We start from the raw sequence: 13,933 nt of genomic DNA, 5'->3' as shown, positions 1-13,933 counted from the left end.
CCGCAACGGCCGTCCGCCCCGCATTACGTCACTGAGAGTGACGTCGGTGATGTGCTCGCCCGGTGGGCCGCGAGGCCAGGATGGGTCAGTCATCGATGACTGTCAATGGCTGGGGTAAGGTTCGATGTTTCGACGGTCCGGCTGCGGGCGCGCGTCGGCCCCTCGACCCGGTGTCGACGCCGATCGGGTGCTCGGAGCGGCGACCGCCAAAGATCGAGGATTGTGGACAGGCATCGAAACATCTATCTTCATACGTGTGATGTTTCGTCGATGTCAAGGAAAGTTTGCTCTTTGGCGACGTAAGCGCTCACGAGCGACAGCGAAAGTTCACCGTCCGGCAGCGGCACCGTGCCGGACACGGAACACCAGCCACGCCCATGACTACTTACTGTGAGGGTTTCCGGGATGCCCGATCCACCGCCGGCACCGCTGCTGACCCTCCGGGGCATCGGCAAGTCCTTCCTCGGGGTACGCGTGCTCGACGGGGTCGACCTCGACGTCGCACCGGGCGAGGTGCACGCCGTCGTCGGTGAGAACGGGGCCGGCAAGTCCACCCTCATGAAGATCGTCTCCGGCGGGTACGCCCCGGACACGGGCACCGTCGAGGTCGCCGGTGAGCGCCGGGTCTTCCGGGGCCCCCGCGACGCGCAGCGCGCCGGGATCGGCATCATCCACCAGGAGTTCAACCTGCTGCCCGAGCGCACCGTCGCCGAGAACGTCCACCTCGGACACGAGCCGGTCCGCCGTGGGCTGGTCGACCGGCGGGCGATGCGGGAACGCACCCGGGACCTGCTCGCCTCGATCGGGGAGACCGACCTGGCCGCCGACACCCGGGTCGGGCGGCTCGGCGTCGCGCAGCAGCAGGTCGTCGAGATCGCCAAGGCGCTCGCCCTGGACGCCCGGCTGCTCATCATGGACGAACCCACCGCCGCGCTGGCCGACCACGAGGTCGAGCTGCTCTACTGGCTGGTCCGCCGGCTCCAGCAGCGGGACATCGGCGTGCTGTACGTCTCGCACCGGCTCACCGAGGTCTTCGACCTGTCCGACCGGATCACCGTCCTCAAGGACGGCCGCCGGGTCACCACCGTACGCACCGCCGACACCTCCGCCGACGACCTCGTCCGGCACATGGTCGGCCGGGAGTTGTCCAGCTACTACCCCGACCGGGCCGCCCCCGACGACCTCGGCCCGGTACGCCTGACCGTCCGGGGCGCGGGCAACCGGAAACTGCGCGCCGTCGACCTGGACCTGCGGGCCGGCGAGGTGCTCGGCGTCGGCGGATTGCAGGGCTCCGGACGCTCGGCGTTGGCCCGTGCGCTGTTCGGCGTGTCCCCGTTCACCACCGGCGACGTGACGCTGGACGGCCGGCCGGTGCGGCTGCGCTCACCCCGTACCGCGATGCGGGCCGGCATCGCCTACGTCACCGAGGACCGCAAGGGTGAGGGGATCGTGCCCCGGCAGTCGGTGCTCGACAACGCGTTGCTCGCCGGCCGGGCCGTCTTCCCGGCCCGGTCCGGGCACGCCGCCCGCACCCGTCGGGTCCGCGACCTGCTCGCCGCCGTCGAGGTCCGCGCCGCCGGCGAGGACCAGGAGATCCGCTTCCTGTCCGGCGGCAACCAGCAGAAGGTCGTACTGGCCCGCTGGCTGGCGCTCGACCCCCGGGTGCTGCTCTTCGACGAGCCGACCCGGGGCATCGACGTGGGGGCGAAGTCGGCCATCCACGACCTCGTCCGCCGGCTGGCCCGCGACGGCGCGGCGGTGCTGATGATCTCGTCGGACCTGCCGGAGCTGCTGGGGATGAGCGATCGGATCGTCGTCATGCGCGACGGCCGGATAGCCGGCGAACTCCCCGCCGACGCCACCGAGGAGGACGTCGTCACCCTCGCCGTCGGCCACACCCCGCAGTCGGAGACTGACCAGTGAGCGCCCTGTCGTTGCTGCCGGCCCGTCGTCGGGTGCCGGGGGTGTTCGTGGCGCTGGCCCTGACCCTGGCGGTCGGCTGGCTGGTCGTCCTGGTCGACGGCGGGCAGCTGTTCAACCAGGCCACGACGGTGAGTCTGCTGCACGTCGCGGCCGGTCTCGGGCTCGTCGCCGTCGGCCAGACGCTTGTCATCCTCGGCGGCTCGCTGGACCTCTCGGTGGCGTACGTGATCAGTCTGAGCACCCTGGTCGCGGCCGAGACGATGAACGGCAGCGACGGCGCGCTGCTGCCGGCGGTCGGCCTGGCGCTCGCGGTCAGCGCCGGGGTCGGGTTGCTCAACGGGCTGCTCGTGACCCGGTTCCGGGTCAACGCGTTCATCGCCACCCTCGGCGTGGGGCTGCTGCTCAAGGGGTACCTCGACAGCAACTACGACGGACCGGCCGGGGCCACCTCGCCCGCGCTGGTGCAGTCGCTTGGCTACCAGCGGGTCGGCCCGGTGCCGCTGTCGTTCCTGCTGCTGCTGGCGTTGACCGGGGCGGCGTGGTTCGCGCTGTCGCGGACCCGCTTCGGGCACCACCTGGTCGCCGTCGGTGGTGATCCGGAGGTGGCCCGGCTCTCCGGGGTCCGCAACGACCGGGTCCTCGTCACCGCGCACGTGTTGTGTTCGCTGTGTGCCGGGCTCGCCGGGATCTACCTGGCCAGCCGGCTCGGCTCGGGCGCGCCCCGGGTGGGCACCGAGGGTCTGTACGACCTGGAGTCGATCGCCGCGGTGGTGATCGGCGGGACCGCGCTCGCCGGTGGGCGGGGCGGGGTCGTCGGCACGGTCGGTGGGGTGCTGCTGCTCGCCGGCATCGACGCGATCTTCAACCAGCTTGAGGTGGACGCGTTCTTCAAGCAGGTGATCCGGGGTGTGGTCATCATCGCCGCGGTCGCCGTCTACGCCCGTCGGGCCCTGCGGAAGGGGGCGAGGTGACCATGCCGACCGTCGCGCGTCGTGCGCTGTCCCCGATCCGCCTGCGGGTACGCCCCGGCGGGGTGCTGCCGATCCTGGCCCTCCTCGCGGTGCTGCTGGTGCTCGTCGGCATCCGGCAGCCCGGCTTCCTCGACCCGCCGTCGCTGATGTCCTTCCTCGGCCGGTCGGCGCCGGTCATCCTGCTCGCCGCCGGCCAGTACTTCGTGATCGTCTGCGGTGAGTTCGACCTGTCGGTGGGCTCGCTGGTCACCGCGCAGGTGGTGGTGGCGGCCCGGCTGATCGACGGCGATCCGGCCCGCACCTGGCCGGTGGTGCTGCTCCTGCTCGTCTTCGGTGCGCTGGTCGGGGTGGTCAACGGGCTGGTCACGACGCGGCTGCGGGTGCCGTCGTTCATCACCACCCTGGGCATGTTCCTGATCCTGGTGGGCGCGGTCTACCTGTGGTCGGACGGCGCGCCGAAGGGCGGGCTCTCCGAGGAGTTCCGTCGGTTCGGCCGGCGGGCGATCGAGGACGTGCCGCTGCTCGGCCGGGTGCCGTACGCGCTGCTGGTGCTGGTGGTCGTCGCGGCGCTCGCCGTGCTGCTGATGCGGTCGGACTTCGGCCGGACCCTGGTCGCCGTCGGCGACAACCCGCGCACCGCGCAGCTGAGCGGGGTACGCGTCTGGCGTACCCGGACGGTCGCCTTCGTCCTCAGCGGGCTCGCGGCGGCCGTGGCGGCGATCCTGCTCGGGGGCTACAGCGGGGTGTCGTTCCAGGCCGGGGCGGGCCTGGAGTTCGGGGCGATCACCGCGGTGGTGCTCGGTGGCGTGGCGCTGGGCGGGGGCCGTGGCTCGGTCGTCGGCGCGATGCTCGGCGCGCTCACCCTCGAACTGCTCTTCGCGCTGATGAACTTCTACGGCGTCTCCGGCGCCCTCAGGTCCACCGTCCAGGGCGCGATCATCCTGCTCGCCGTGGCGGTCTCGGCTACCCGTTCTTCGTCACGACAAGGGGAAACATAGTGCGACGTTGCCTGGCGGCGCTGGCTGCCGTCACCCTGCTGTCCCTGACCGCCTGCGCCACCGACGAACCGGGCGTGGGGCCGGCGGGCGGTTCCACCTCGGCCGCCGGCTCGGGCACCGGGGAGCAGTCGAAGTTCTTCGTGCAGGCCGACTACGACGCCGAGTTGGCGCTGCTCGGCGCGACCCCGACCGGCCCGGCGGACAAGCCGTGGGAGCAGATGCTCAACCCGAGCATGGTGGACACCACGAAGTTCAGGAAGGCCGGTCCGCACAAGCTGTGCTTCTCCAACGCGGCGCTGAACAACCCGTGGCGGCAGGTCGGGTTCAAGACCATGCAGGCCGAGGTGGCCGCGCAGGGCAGCCGGATCAGCGAGTTCGTGCACGTCGACGCCGAGGGCAGGGACCAGAAGCAGATCGCCGACATCAACGACCTGCTCGGCAGGGGCTGCGACGCGCTGATCGTCTCGCCGAACACCACCGCCACGCTCACCCCGGCGGTCGAGGCGGCCTGCAAGGCGGGGCTGCCGGTGGTCGTCTTCGACCGTGGGGTCAGCACGAAGTGCCCGGTGACGTTCGTCAACCCGATCGGCGGCTACGGCTTCGGCCACGTCGGTGCCGAGTTCGTCAGTCGGCAGATGAAGCCGGGCGGCAAGGTCCTCGCCCTGCGCATCCTGCCCGGGGTCGACGTGCTGGAGACCCGCTGGTCGGCGGCGAAGGTGGCGTTCGACAAGGCGAAGGTCGACGTGGTGGGGGTCGAGTTCACCGACGGCGACCCGGCCAAGACCAAGAAGATCGTCGACGACTACCTCCAGCGGTACGGCACCATCGACGGTGTCTGGATGGACGCCGGCGCGGTCGCCGTCGCGGCGGTCGAGGCGTTCCAGGACGCGGGCAAGCCGGTGCCGCCGATCAACGGGGAGGACCAGCTCGACTTCCTGAAGGTCTGGAAGGACAGGGGCCTGACCGCGATCGCGCCGACGTACCCGACGTACCAGTGGCGTACGCCGGTCATCGCCGCGCTGCGCATCCTCGACGGGCAGCAGGTGCCCAACCCGTGGAAGCTGCCCCAGCCGACCATCACCCGGGACAACCTGGACCGGTACCTCGACCCGGGCATGCCGCCGCTGCACTACGCGATGTGCGGCTGCACCGACCTGCCCGGCTACCCGCAGCGTTGGAAGTAGGCCCGGTGTACGTCTTCGGCGTGAACCCCTGGGTGTGGGCGTCGCCCGTCGACGACGACGCCCTCGCCACGCTGGTGCCGCGGATCGCGTCGTTCGGCTTCGACGCGGTGGAGCTGCCGATCGAGCAGCCGGGCGACTGGGACCCGGCCCGGACCCGGGACCTGTTGGCCGCGCACGGTCTGGTCGCGGCGGCGGTGTGCGCGGTCACCCCGCCGGGGCGGGAACTTGTCGACGCCGCCCCGGCGGTGGTGGAGTCGACGATCGACTACCTGCGGGGGTGCGTGGCGAGCGCGGCGGCGGTCGGTGCGCCCTGCGTCGGCGGCCCGGTGTACGCCTCGGTCGGGCGTACCTGGCGGATGTCGCCGGCGGCGCGGGCGGCCTGCCACGCGGACTTCCGGCGGGCCCTGCGGCCGGTGGCCGAGCAGGCCGCCGGGTGCGGGGTCGGCATCGGGGTGGAGGCGCTGAACCGGTACGAGACGAGCGTGGTCAACACCGTCGCGCAGACGGTCGAGCTGATCGAGGGGCTGCCGCCGAGCGTCGGCATCATGATCGACACGTATCACATGAACATCGAGGAGTCCGATCCGTACGCGGCGCTCGCCGCCGCCGGCCCGTACATCAAGCACGTCCAGGTCAGTGGCACCCACCGGGGCGCACCCGGGTCGGACCACTTCGACTGGCCGCGGTTCTTCGCCGTACTGGGGGAGACCGGATACCGGGGTGCGGTCTGCATCGAGTCGTTCACGGCGGAGAACGACACCATCGCCACCGCGGCGGCGATCTGGCGTCCGCTGGCCCCCTCGCAGGATCGGCTCGCCACCGACGGCCTGCGGCACCTGCGGGCTGTCACGGCGGGTGCGCCGACCGGGGGATAGGGCTTTCGGAACGCCGGTCGGGACGTCTCGTCGGGGTGGCCGGACCATCGGCCGGCCACCCCGACGTCCTGCCGGCGGCAGGACTCTCGTCCGTGTCTTGACAAGGCCGGCGGAGCCGCAGGACAGTCGTCATACGTATCGATACTCAACGATTTATGGCGGGGTGTGACATGCGAAAGTCACTGACGGCTGTGGTCGCCGTCGTTGTCGCCATGGTCGGCGTGCTGGCGGCGGTCCTGCACGCCGGCGCGGCGAGCGCGGCGGCCGGATGCCGGGTGGACTACGTCGTCAGCAGCCAGTGGACCGGCGGCTTCACCGCCGACGTCACGGTCACCAACCTCGGCGACCCGGTCAACGGGTGGACGCTGCGGTTCGGCTTCCCCGCCGTCGACCAGGGCATCGCGCAGACCTGGAGCGCCACCTGGGCCCAGTCGGGCCAGCAGGTCAGCGCGACCAGCCTCGGCTGGAACGCCGCCCTGGGCACCAACGCCTCGACCACCATCGGCTTCGTCGGCGTCTGGCACGGCAGCAACCCCACGCCGCCGTCGTTCACCCTCAACGGCGTGGCCTGCACCGGCGGGGTCGTGCCCAGCGTGACGCCGACCCGCACGACGCCGCCGCCGGTCGCCGACTACCCGGCGATCGTCACCTGGCTCAGCCCGGCCGCCGGGGCGGTCTACACCGCGCCGGGTCCCGTCCCGCTGGCGGCGACCGCGACCGTGGGAGGCGGCCACCACATCACCGGGGTGTCGTTCCGGGTGGACGGCGTCACGGTGGCCCAGGGGACGAGGTCCGCCGGCGACCGGTACGACGCGTCGTGGACCCCGCCGGTCGGGGCCCCCGGCACCAGCACCACCTACGTGCTCTACGTCTCCGCCGGCACCGACCAGTCGCTGTCCGGGGGCGCCCCGCCCCGGCTGGTCACCGTGGTCACGCCCGCGTCCTCCGGCACCAACCAGCCCCCGGCGGTGGCGCTGGGCACCCCCGGCGGGCAGACCTACTTCCTCGAACCGACCACCGTCACGCTGGTCGCCGACGTCACCGACGCCGACGACGCGGTCGACCGGGTGGAGCTGTACCTCGACGGGACCAGGCTGGCCGCGACGCCCACCCGCAGCGGACAACGCTTCCAGTTCCCGCTCGACCTGGCGGCGGCCACGTCGTCGACGTTCACCGTCCGGGCGTACGACACCCACGGCGGCGTCGGCATCTCCAACCCGCTGACCTTCACCGTCCGGTAGGCAGGCGGCGGTGTCCGCGCCGCCCACCCAGCCGGACGCCGATGTCCTAGGATGCTTTGGGGGTGGTGCCCCGCGTCACCGGCGCGGGGCACAACCATGACCACGTGACCGCATGCGAGTAGGGGTTCCGGAACGGGGCCCGCCCATTAGCATGGGTGCTGCGCCGGGTACGGCGCGGCGACGTCTCTGTTCTGGTGGCTCTTGTTCGTGGGGTGGTGGTCGCGGTGGCGGTCGGTACGATTCTCAGCTTCGACGACGTGAAGGGGTACGGCTTCATCAGCCCGGAGGGCGGTGGTGAGGACGTCTTCGTGCACGCGAACGACTTCGGCGACCAGCGCCCGTCGGTCGCGCCCGGGATGCGGGTGGAGTTCGAGTCGGTGGAGGGCAACCGCGGGATCAAGGCGCTCTACGCGCGCCTGCTCAACCCCGGTGCCCCGGTCGCGTCCCGCCCCTCGGCGTCCGCCGCGTCGACCGTGACCCGGCTCCCGGTGACCGACCGGGGCGACGACGACGAGTGCGACGTCCTGACCGCCTTCACCTTCCGGTCCAACATCACCGACCTGCTGGTGGAGCAGGTGCCGACGCTCACCGGCGCGCAGATCAGCCAGATCCGGCAGCACCTCACGCAGTTCGCCCGTTCCCACGGGTGGATCGAGGACTGACCCCCGTCCGGTGCGGGCCCACCGGCGGTGGGCCCGCACCGGCGTCAGCCGGCGGCGTAGGCGTACCGCGAGGTCCGCTCGGCGAGCCAGAGCCACCGACGTCGCACCTCACCGCTGGTGGCCGCGACCATGCCCAACGCGTCGGCGGACACGGCGGCCAACGCCGCGCCGCTCGCCGCCGGATCGTCGAGCAGCGCCGCGCCGTCGCGGAACGCCTCCGCCTCGGCCGCGCCGCCGAACCGGGGCGCGACCTCGTCACGCCAGAAGTCCGCCCAGGCCAGCTCCGGGTTCCAGGAGAACCGGGCGTACGCCAGGTAGCTGATCTCGTTGGTCGGGTGGTACGCGGACGGCTCGGCGAAGATGGTCAGCCCGCGCATCCCGGCGGCCCCGGACCGGCCGGCCATGTCGGCGTACATCTCGGGCACCCAGGAGTGACGCTGCCGGTTCCACTGTGAACCGGCGTGGGTGCGCAGCACGTTCGTGGTGTGCGGGAGCCGCTCGACGTGCGCGGCGGTCAACCGGTCCCGGTGGTCGTACCAGAAGGCCCGGTTCACGCAGTACTGGTAGGCGACGTCGTCGGGCAGGTCGGCCAGGGGTTTCTGGGCGTCGAGGTCGAAGATGTTGTCCCAGTACATCTCGACGAGGTGGCGCAGCGGCACCCCGGCCGGGCCGGGCCGCCGGGCGGTCGCCAGCAGCGTCGGGTACACCGAGCGCATCGCCTCGTACGACCAGGAGGTGCGCTCGCCGCCGGTGCGGGTGGCGCACCGGGCGCAGGCGCAACTGCCGTAGTCGCCGGTCTCGAAGTTGATCCCGCCGACCGGCACGGTGTCGAGCAGCCAGTCGATGGCGTCGCGGTGCCAGGCCAGGTTGTCCGGCTGGGACGGGCAGGCCGCCATCATGTACTCGCTGGCCGGGAAGTGCAGGTCACCGAACTCGTCGATGTCGAAGCCGACCTTCTTCGGCAGTTCGGCGGCGAGGTCGGGGCGCTGCCGCAGCCAGGTGGCCAGGTTGTAGCGGTGCCGGCCGTCGAAGTAGATCCCGCCGTAGGCGTTGATGCCCACCCCGGCGATGATCCGCACGCCGCGTGCGTTGGCGTACTCGCACAGGTCACGGGCTGCGGCGACGCCGCCGTGGGCGTCGCGCAGCAGCCCGTACACGACGATGCCGCCGATGCGTTCCCGGGAGCAGAAGTCGACCAGGCGACGGTAGTCGGCGCCGAACGCGTCGGCGGACTTCGCGTACGGGTTGAGCGCGCCGATCTCCTGCTGCCCGAGCTGACGGGTGTCCCAGTTGGTGGAGTGGTCCCAGGTCCACAGGGTGCGCAGCGGCAGCCCGGGGTCGCTCACCGTGCTGCCCACCGGCAGCCCGGCGGGGGTGGCGGCGGCGGCCAGGGCGTGGGCGGCGTACACCAGGCCGGCGAACGGGTCGCCGACCAGCCGGATCTCGCCCTGTTCCGGCACGTCGACGCGGTGGCCGCCCTCGGGCAGCGCCGGGTCGGCGACGAACCGGACCGGCACCGCGTCGGCACCGCCCTCGCCCCACGCCGCGCGGAGCAGGCCGGCGGCGAACGGGGCGTGCTCGGCCCCGAGCACCCGTACCCCGGAAATCTGGCGGAACGACGTCATCATGACCTCCCGATGGTCGGTGCGGTGGCGGCCAGGTAGTCGACCACGTCGATCGCGGTCCACACCCCGTGCCGCCAGTAGGGGTCCTGTTCGAGGTGGGCGCGGGCGGCGGGCGCGTCGGCGGCCCGCAGCACCAGCACCGAGGCGCGCAGGTCGGCGCGGGCCCCGACGACGAGGGCGGTGCCGTCGGCGAGCAGGGCACGCATGTGCGCCAGGTGCGCGGCCCGGTGCGGTGCCCGCCGGAGCGTGGCGTCGGCGGCGAAGGTGGCGGTGACCAGGTAGGTCGGCACGAACCGCAGCTCCCCGGTGGCGGCGTGGCTCACGTGTCGGCCCCGATCGCGCCGAGCAGCCGCTGCATGGCGACCCGGTAGACGGTCTGCGGGCGGCCCGCGCCGGTGCTGACGTGCACCCCGACCTCCTCGGCGAAGCCGGCCGCGCGCAGCGCGTTGAGCAGCCGGCGGGCCGAGCGGGCCTCCACGCCGTACGCGTCGGCGAGGCCGCGGGCGGTGATCTGGTCGGGGTCCATCTGGTGCAGCGCCTCCAGTAGCCGTCGGGTGGACAGCGGCCCGATCCGGAGCTGCTCGGAGACGCGCAGCATGCCCGGGCCGGTCTCGCGCAGCCGGGGAGGCACGGCGGTCTGCCGGCTGGAGTGGACCTCCCCGTCGGGGAAGACCACGTGGGTGTCGCCGCTGTGCCGGCCCAGCGCCAGGGCCTTGCGGGCGTTGTCCTCGGCGGCGGCGATGGTGGTGCCGGCGCCGAAGCCGACCGCGTGCTCGACGTCGACGCCGCGCAGGGTGAGCAGGGAGGCGTGCCCGTCGCGGTGCCGGGCCAGGGCACTCTCCACGGTGCCCCGGGTGGTGGTGATCAGCATCGTCCGGTCGTCGACGGTGGCGAGCCGGCCGCGCATCCGTTCGGCGTGCTCCAGCAGCGCCTCGCGGACCCGCAGCCGCTGCCGTTCGGCCTGGTACGGGTCCTGCGTCCGCTGGGTGGGGACACCCAGGTCGACCATCATCACGGCGATCTGGGTGGCCCGGGACTGGCGTACCTCGGCGGCAAGCCAGGCCCGGCGCAGCGCGTCGCGGACGGAGGCCCGGGTGTGTTCGACGCGCCACACCGGCACCCCGCTGTCGGCGAGGTCCCGGTGCACCGCGCCGAGGCAGGTCAGGCACGCCTCGACCGCGCCCGTGGCGTACCGTTCCCGGTGGTAGGCGGTGATCTCGTCGAGGCCGGAGAAGAGCAGCCCGGAGGAGTCGGCGATGGGCAGGATCTCGGTGGGCGGCTCGACCTCGATGTCGTGGTACGTCTCCCGGACGGTCTCCGCCTCGATGGTGTCGACACTGACCCGGGGCAGTCGTCCGCCGGTGGCCAGCAGCATCCGGGACAGCGTGCGGTAGAGGTCGATGCCGGCGTGCCGGACGTAGTCGATCTCGGCCCGCAGTTCCCCGGTGGCCGTGGCGAAGGCGTACGGGATGCGCCCGGTGAACAGCAGCACCTGGCACATCTCGTCGAGTTCGCGGGCCAGGTCGGGGGCCTGCTCCGGCCGGGTGTACGCGCGGGTGGTGATCGCCTCCGCGCGGCCCTCCCCGGCCGCGACCTCCCGGACGAGCCGGATCGAGTCCTCCGGGCCGATGATCCCGATCACAATGCCTCCACGTGGTGTGCCGCTGCCCTGGTGGGTGGGGTGCTCAGCCGGTACAGACCGTGCCGGTGAGGCCGGCGCTCGCCGACGACGCCAGCAGGACCAGCGCCGAGGCGACGTCCTCGGGGCGACCCAGCGCGGCTTCGACGGCGGCGATCCGTCCGCCGTCGGTGCCGTTGGCCCGTGCCTCGGAAAGCGACCGCCGCATCAGTGGCGTGTCGATGTCGCCGGGGCAGAGCGTGTGCACCCGGATCCCCTGTGGACCGAGTTGGCGGGCCAGTGTGAGCGCCAGACCGTGCAACCCTCCCTTGCTCGCGCCGTAGGGTACCGAGCCGGAGCCGTTCTGCACGCCCGCCTTGGAGCCGACCAGCACGAGCACCCCGCCGTCGGGGAGCAGGTGCCGGGCGGCGTGCTTGGCGACCAGGAACGGCCCGGTGAGGTTGACGGCGATGACCTGGGTCCAGAGCGCGACCGGCACGTCCCGCACGTCGAGGCCCTGCCCGCGCATCACCCCGGCGACGTGCAGCACGGCGTCGATCCCGCCGAGGTCGGCGGCGGCGGCGTCGAGCGCCTCGGCGACCTCGGTCTCGACGGTGACGTCCACCCGGTGCGCGCAGGCCCGGCCGCCGGTGTCGCGGACCTGTTCGGCGGCGGTGTCCGCGCCGGCGGCGTCGGCGTCGAGCACGGCGACCGCCGCGCCGGCCGCGGCGGCGGCGGCGACGGTGGCCCGGCCGATGCCGGACGCGCCGCCGACGACCACCACCCGCCGGCCGGCGAGCAGGCCGGCGGGTGCGGCACCGGCGGCTGCTGCGCCGGCCGGCGGGTGTGCCTCGGGTGCCCCCGTGGCGGCGGGCGGGACCGTGTCGTTCACGCCCGGACCGTCCGGCGGACGGCGTCGGCGACGGTGGCCGCCTCGGGCACCACGACCGCCTGGAGGGCGGGCGCGGCGGGCATCGGCACGTCCGGGGCGGCGACCCGGGCGATCGGGGCGCGCAGGTCGGTGAAGCACTCGCTGGCGGCGCGGGCGGCGATCTCCGCGCCGAAGCCGCCTGTCAGGTTCGCCTCGTGGGCGACGACCAGCCGGCCGGTGCGGGCCACCGACGCGGCGACCGTGTCGAAGTCGAGCGGGTTGAGCCAGCGCAGGTCGACGACCTCGACGTCGATGCCCTCCTCGGCCAGGGTGCCGGCGGCGTCGAGGGCGGCGGAGACCATCCGGGACCAGGCCACGACGGTGACGTCGGTGCCGGGGCGGACCACCCGGGCCCCGCCGACGGGCTCGACCGGGGCGTCGGTGCGTACCGGGCCCCGGGTCGGGTAGAGCATCCGGGCCTCGGCGACCACCACCGGGTCGTCGCTGACCACGGCGGTGCGCAGCATCTGGTACGCGTCGTCGGGGGTGGCCGGCAGGGCGACCCGCAGGCCGGGGGTGTGCGCGAAGTACGCCTCCGGCGAGTGCGAGTGCTGGGCGCACGCGCCGGGGGAGTAGCCCTGCTGCATCCGGATCACCAGCGGGGCCTTCCACCGGCCGGCGCTGGAGTAGTGGATGGTGGCGATCTGGTTGACGATCTGGTCCATCGCCACGAACGAGAAGTCGGCGTACATGATCTCGGCGATGGGGCGGAGCCCGGTCATGGCCGCGCCGAGGGCCATGCCGAGGAAGCCGGTCTCGGAGATCGGGGTGTCGAAGATCCGTTCGGAGCCGAACCGCTTGTGCAGTCCCTTGGTCGCGCCGAACGGCCCGCCGGGCAGCGCGACGTCCTCGCCGAAGTAGATGGTGTCGGTCCGGCTGTCCAGGGCCCAGGTGAGGGCGGCGTTGACGGCCTGGATGTAGCGCAGCGACTCAGACATAGACGTGCTCCTCGGCGGTCGCCGGGTCCGGGTGGGGGACGGCGCGGGCGGCGGTGACGGCGGTTTCGATCTCGGCGGCGACCTCGGCGTCGATGGCGTCGAGCCGGGCGGTCAGGTCGGCGTCGGCGGCCTGGCGGATGCGGGCCAGGGGTTCGCGTTGCCGGGCGGCGGCGATCTCGCCGGCCGGGCGGTAGTGCTGCACGTCGCCGCTGTAGTGGCCGACGAGGCGTTCGGTCATCGCCTCCACGATGGACGGGCCGGAGCCCTCCCGGGCCCGGTCGACGGCCTCGGTGACCGCCTCGGCGACGGCATCGGGGTCGTTGCCGTCGACCACCCGGCCGGGCAGGCCGTAGCCGGCGGCCCGGTCGGCGAGCTGCCGGACGCGCACCATGTCGGAGATCCGGGACATCTCGGAGTAGACGTTGTTCTCCAGCACCAGCACCAGCGGCAGGTCGAGCACGGCGGCGAGGTTGAGCGCCTCGTGCACGTTGCCCTGGTTCATCGCGCCGTCGCCGATGCTGACCACGCTGACCGCCCCGCTGCCGGTGCGTTGCGCGGTGAGCGCCGCGCCGGCGGCGATCGGCACCCCGGCGCCGACGATGGAGTTCTCGCCGACGAACCAGCGTCCCGGGTCGGACAGGTACGGCGAGGCCGCCCGTCCGCCGCACAGCGCCGAGTCCCGTCCCATCATCTCGGCGAACAGGCCGGCGAGGTCGACGCCGCGGGCGATCGCCCAGCCGTGGCCCCGGTAGGTGGCGGTGACGTGGTCGCCGTCGCGCAGCGCCCGGCACGCGCCGACCGGGATGGCCTCCTGGCCGTTGCACAGGTGGATCGATCCCGGGATCTCGCCGGCGTCCTTGAGGGCGGTCAGCCGCTCCTCGAACCGGCGGATCCGGGCCATCAGCCGATAGTCGTCGAGCTGTCCCATCACACCCCCAGAGATAATTGAGCCCTATTCCGGCTCGTT

The 13,933-nt window shown here is 73.0% G+C and carries 13 protein-coding genes; 7 read left to right on the top strand and 6 right to left on the bottom strand.

The genetic code is table 11. From position 1 onward, the window contains the following. Positions 1-405: 405 nt before the first annotated feature. From Q2K16_RS08250 to Q2K16_RS08220, 7 genes are all read left to right on the top strand, one after another. Positions 406-1,923 (top strand): sugar ABC transporter ATP-binding protein, encoded by a 1,518-nt coding sequence (locus tag Q2K16_RS08250; protein ID WP_302744522.1) that lies wholly within the window; start codon positions 406-408, stop codon positions 1,921-1,923. Next, positions 1,920-2,894 (top strand): ABC transporter permease, encoded by a 975-nt coding sequence (locus Q2K16_RS08245; protein ID WP_302744521.1) that lies wholly within the window; start codon positions 1,920-1,922, stop codon positions 2,892-2,894. The genes Q2K16_RS08250 and Q2K16_RS08245 overlap by 4 nt, the downstream gene beginning before the upstream one ends. Positions 2,895-2,896: 2 nt before the next feature. Then, on the top strand, positions 2,897-3,892 hold the full coding sequence (locus Q2K16_RS08240; protein WP_302746403.1) for an ABC transporter permease: 996 nt from the start codon (positions 2,897-2,899) through the stop codon (positions 3,890-3,892). Continuing rightward, positions 3,892-5,076, top strand: a complete 1,185-nt coding sequence (locus Q2K16_RS08235; protein ID WP_302744520.1) for an ABC transporter substrate-binding protein — start codon at positions 3,892-3,894, stop codon at positions 5,074-5,076. Before Q2K16_RS08240 ends, Q2K16_RS08235 begins: the two co-directional genes overlap by 1 nt. A 5-nt stretch (positions 5,077-5,081) precedes the next feature. Beyond that, positions 5,082-5,951: a sugar phosphate isomerase/epimerase family protein gene (locus tag Q2K16_RS08230; RefSeq protein ID WP_302744519.1), complete on the top strand. Its 870-nt coding sequence runs from the start codon at positions 5,082-5,084 to the stop codon at positions 5,949-5,951. 170 nt (positions 5,952-6,121) lie between these two features. Then, positions 6,122-7,192, top strand: coding sequence for a cellulose binding domain-containing protein (locus tag Q2K16_RS08225; protein WP_302744518.1), 1,071 nt, complete (start codon positions 6,122-6,124; stop codon positions 7,190-7,192). A gap of 224 nt (positions 7,193-7,416) precedes the next feature. Beyond that, positions 7,417-7,854, top strand: a complete 438-nt coding sequence (locus Q2K16_RS08220; RefSeq protein WP_145919327.1) for a cold-shock protein — start codon at positions 7,417-7,419, stop codon at positions 7,852-7,854. A gap of 44 nt (positions 7,855-7,898) precedes the next feature. Here Q2K16_RS08220 and Q2K16_RS08215 read toward each other — a convergent pair whose 3' ends face one another. From Q2K16_RS08215 to Q2K16_RS08190, 6 genes are read right to left on the bottom strand one after another with little or no spacing between them, the layout of a single operon-like run. Beyond that, positions 7,899-9,482, bottom strand: coding sequence for a hypothetical protein (locus Q2K16_RS08215; RefSeq protein ID WP_302744517.1), 1,584 nt, complete (start codon positions 9,480-9,482; stop codon positions 7,899-7,901). Next, positions 9,479-9,802: a YciI family protein gene (locus Q2K16_RS08210; protein ID WP_302744516.1), complete on the bottom strand. Its 324-nt coding sequence runs from the start codon at positions 9,800-9,802 to the stop codon at positions 9,479-9,481. Before Q2K16_RS08210 ends, Q2K16_RS08215 begins: the two co-directional genes overlap by 4 nt. Further along, a complete protein-coding gene (locus Q2K16_RS08205; RefSeq protein ID WP_302744515.1) occupies positions 9,799-11,121 on the bottom strand; it encodes a helix-turn-helix domain-containing protein in 1,323 nt (440 codons plus the stop codon). The genes Q2K16_RS08210 and Q2K16_RS08205 overlap by 4 nt, the downstream gene beginning before the upstream one ends. A 43-nt stretch (positions 11,122-11,164) precedes the next feature. Continuing rightward, positions 11,165-11,989 carry an SDR family NAD(P)-dependent oxidoreductase gene (locus Q2K16_RS08200; RefSeq protein WP_302744514.1) on the bottom strand — a complete coding sequence of 275 codons (825 nt, stop codon included), beginning with the start codon at positions 11,987-11,989 and terminating at the stop codon, positions 11,165-11,167. After that, a complete protein-coding gene (locus tag Q2K16_RS08195; protein ID WP_302744513.1) occupies positions 11,986-12,966 on the bottom strand; it encodes an alpha-ketoacid dehydrogenase subunit beta in 981 nt (326 codons plus the stop codon). The genes Q2K16_RS08200 and Q2K16_RS08195 overlap by 4 nt, the downstream gene beginning before the upstream one ends. After that, entirely contained in the window at positions 12,959-13,894 is a 936-nt protein-coding gene (locus Q2K16_RS08190; RefSeq protein WP_302744511.1) for a thiamine pyrophosphate-dependent dehydrogenase E1 component subunit alpha, read from the bottom strand. Before Q2K16_RS08190 ends, Q2K16_RS08195 begins: the two co-directional genes overlap by 8 nt. Between the last annotated feature and the right edge of the window lie 39 nt (positions 13,895-13,933).

This window comes from Micromonospora cynarisoli (assembly GCF_030518815.1).
Classification (GTDB): domain Bacteria; phylum Actinomycetota; class Actinomycetes; order Mycobacteriales; family Micromonosporaceae; genus Micromonospora; species Micromonospora wenchangensis.
The sequence above is the reverse complement of the archived record's forward strand: the minus strand, read 5'-3'. Positions and strand labels throughout refer to the sequence as shown.